The sequence below is a fragment of the Candidatus Aquicultor sp. genome (assembly GCF_054640775.1).
This window is the reverse complement of sequence record NZ_JBTSLF010000222.1, coordinates 1-3,860: the sequence shown is the minus strand read 5'-3', so window position 1 is coordinate 3,860 and position 3,860 is coordinate 1. Positions and strand designations below refer to the sequence as shown.

Here is a 3,860-nt window from a genome sequence, read left to right as displayed (position 1 = left end):
AATCTTTAGTAAGATGGGTATTAGCACTTTGCAATCCTATTGCGGCGCGCAAATTTTCGAAGCCATAGGGCTTGATACTGAAATAGTTAATAACTATTTCACGGGTACAGCAACACGGATTGAAGGACTTAGCCTTGAAATGCTTGAAGAGGAAACGACTCTGCGGCATAGAAATGCTTTTAATCCTTTGGCGGATTCAAATACTCTTGAGTCAGGAGGATTATATCAATATAGACGCGAAGGCGAACATCATTTGTGGAATCCGCTTACTATCTCAAAGCTTCAGCTTGGCACACGGAACAGCGATTATAAAACATTTAAAGAATATACGGAACTGGTAAATAATCAAATTAAAAAGAGGGTAACTCTTAGAAGTTTGTTTGAGTTTGATACCGACGGTGAGCAGATTCCTCTTGACGAAATTGAACCTGCATCTGAAATTGTAAAAAGATTTTCTACCGGTGCAATGAGCTTTGGTTCTATTTCATGGGAAGCTCATACCTCGCTTGCTATCGGTATGAATCGCATTGGAGGCAAATCTAATACCGGCGAAGGTGGGGAAGCTGAAGAAAGATATATTCTGCTTCCAAATGGCGACAGTATGAGATCTGCTATTAAACAAATTGCCTCGGGAAGGTTTGGCGTTACTGCTCATTATTTAGTTAACGCAGACGATATTCAAATTAAAATGGCGCAAGGTGCAAAACCTGGCGAGGGAGGTCAACTACCGGGGTTCAAGATCGATAAAATCATTGCTAAGATTAGACATAGTATGCCCGGTGTTACTTTGATCAGCCCTCCCCCTCATCACGATATTTATTCAATTGAAGACTTAAAACAATTGATTTTTGATTTGAAGAATATTAATCCTAAAGCGCGTGTTAGCGTAAAATTAGTATCCGAAGTCGGAGTCGGTACTATTGCCGCCGGTGTGGCCAAAGCTCATGCAGATCATATTTTAATAAGCGGGCATGACGGCGGAACAGGCGCAAGCCCTATTACTTCAATTCAATATGCCGGCACTCCATGGGAATTAGGCTTAAGCGAAACTCATCAAACATTAGTTCTTAACGGGCTGCGCGATCGCGTATATCTTGCTACTGACGGACAGTTAAAAACGGGTAAAGATGTTGTTGTTGCTGCATTACTCGGAGCAGAAGAGTTTGGATTTTCAACTGCACCATTGGTAACCCAAGGTTGTATTATGATGCGTAAGTGCCATCTAAACACTTGCCCCGTTGGGGTTGCTACTCAAGATCCGGAACTTAGAAAAAAGTTTACCGGAAAACCGGAGTACGTAATAAACTTTATGTTTTATATTGCTGAAGAAGTCCGGGAACTAATGTCACAGTTAGGCTTTAGAAATTTTAATGAAATGATCGGGCAAACTGATAAGATTATTCCGAAGAGGTTAAACAATCATTGGAAAGCCCGTGGCGTCGATATGAGTAAACCGTTATACAAGCCAACTCCGTTGTATAATACTGATTTTTATAGGACACGCGCTCAGGATCATAAGCTTGAAGAACAAATAGATCATGAAATTATTAAGCAGGCTCAACCGGCGCTTGAAAATGCAATTCCTGTAAAAATTGAAATGCCTGTTAGAAATATTAATCGAACTGTCGGCACCTTGCTCTCAGGTGAAATCGCTAAACGTTATGGTCCACAAGGTATGCCGGATGCTACTATCAAAATATTTATGACCGGAACTGCCGGGCAAAGCTTCGGGACTTTTCTTGCTAAGGGAATTGAATTACATCTTACCGGAGAATCAAACGACTACACGGGGAAAGGATTATCGGGAGGAAGGTTAATAGTTAAAACTCATCCGAATTCTACGTTTGATCCCGGAGAAAATATTATAATCGGAAATACTTGTTTGTACGGTGCTACAAGCGGTGAAGTCTTTATAAACGGCGTTGCAGGTGAAAGATTTGCTGTTAGAAATTCCGGAGCTAATGCTGTAATCGAGGGAGTAGGAGATCATTGCTGCGAATATATGACGGGCGGAAGAGTCATAATCCTTGGTCGGACCGGAAGAAATTTTGCTGCCGGTATGTCTGGAGGTATCGCATATATTTGGAACCAAAAGCATGACTTCGATAAGTATTTAAATCATTCTCTTGTAGAGTTAGAATACCTGGTGAATGAAGATGATATTGATGAGGTTTTTAATTTGGTAAGAAGACATTTTGAGTATACGGGTTCTAAACGCGCAGAGTTTATAATTGATAACTGGGATACTGAAGTTGAAAATTTCTGGAAGGTAATGCCTGAAGAATATAAGAAAGCTCTTGCGAAAATTAAAGAAGAAGAAAAAAAGTTGTCTCTGAACCGTCAAGAATTTAAGGAGGTCGTAAATGGGTAAACCGACAGGCTTTAAAGAATATCAAAGAGAAGTTCCGAAAAAGGACCCTATTGTTGAAAGATTACGGAACTTTAAGGAGTTTGAACATCCATTTAAGGAAGAAACAGCTAAAGTTCAGGCAGCGCGTTGTATGGATTGCGGGATTCCTTTCTGCCACGGCGAGACTGGATGCCCGGTTGAAAATCTTATACCGGAATGGAATGATTTGGTTTATAAAGGGCACTGGAAAGAAGCTCTGGAAAATCTTCATTCAACAAATAACTTTCCTGAGTTTACGAGCAGGCTTTGTCCCGCTCCATGCGAAACTGCTTGTACGCTTGGAATAAATGAACCGGCAGTTTCTATAAAACACATTGAAAGAACAATTATTGATCGCGGATTTAAGGAAGGTTGGATAAAACCTCAACCGCCAAAAGAATTATCCGGGAAAAATATTGCGGTAGTTGGCTCAGGCCCGGCTGGATTAGCAGCAGCCCAGCAATTGGCAAGAGCCGGTCATTCTGTAACTGTTATTGAAAAAAATGATAGAATTGGGGGATTGCTCCGTTATGGTATCCCTGATTTTAAATTAGAGAAATGGATCATTGACAGGCGATTGGATCAGATGATGGCTGAGGGCGTTGTCTTTAAAACAAACGTTAATGTCGGAGTCGATGTCTCAGCTAAACAATTAATCGAAAAGTTTGATGCCGTTATTTTGGCAGGAGGTTCTGAAAAACCGCGGGATATAAATATTCCGGGAAGGGAGTTAAAAGGAATTTATTTTGCAATGGAATTTTTACCGCTTCAGAATAAAGTGGATGCTGGAGATAAAATTGAAAACCAGATTGTTGCTGCTGATAAAAATGTAGTAATTATTGGCGGGGGCGATACGGGTTCAGATTGTGTAGGTACTTCTAACAGACAAGGTGCAAAATCAGTTACTCAATTAGAAGTACTTCCAATGCCTCCTATAGAGAGAGCCGAAAGCACTCCATGGCCTTACTGGCCTCTGATGTTTCGCACTTCTTCAAGTCATGAAGAGGGCGCGGATAGAAAATTCAGCATAAATACGAAAAATTTTATCGGCAATGAAAATGGTGAAGTTAAAGCGTTATTATGCAATGAAATTAGATTTGAAAATGGAAAATTAAATGATGTTCCGGATACAGAGTTTGAGATTGCTGCCGATTTAGTTTTAATAGCCGCAGGTTTTGTCCATCCTGTGCACGATGGAATGATAAATGAATTAAAAGAATGCGGACTTGAACTTGACTCGCGCGGAAATGTAAAGGCTATTTTCGGTAATGATGAAAATGCCCATTCAACTTCATTAGGAAAAGTTTTTACTTGCGGTGATATGCGTCGTGGACAATCGCTAATTGTTTGGGCAATTTCAGAGGGTAGGAAATGTGCTGCGGCTGTTCATAAAAACTTAACTGAAGTCCTTTCTGAAGAAGCAATTGCATAATTAATTTTTTATGGAATAGACTAATTCTTTCCATTATTC

The 3,860-nt window shown here is 40.2% G+C and carries 2 protein-coding genes; both read left to right on the top strand.

Annotated elements, in window-relative coordinates:
* The coding region (locus ACYC56_RS13125) for a glutamate synthase-related protein (protein ID WP_461374623.1) at positions 1 to 2,371 on the top strand (2,371 nt) is incomplete at its 5' end.
* Positions 2,364 to 3,821, top strand: a complete 1,458-nt coding sequence (locus ACYC56_RS13120) for a glutamate synthase subunit beta (protein ID WP_461374622.1) — start codon at positions 2,364 to 2,366, stop codon at positions 3,819 to 3,821. The genes ACYC56_RS13125 and ACYC56_RS13120, both read left to right, overlap by 8 nt.
* Positions 3,822 to 3,860 lie beyond the last annotated feature (39 nt).

Bases quoted from the DNA above. Each gene is read 5' to 3' on its own strand.
- ACYC56_RS13120 (WP_461374622.1), top strand. From the start codon at position 2,364: ATGGGTAAACCGACAGGCTTTAAAGAATATCAAAGAGAAGTTCCGAAA.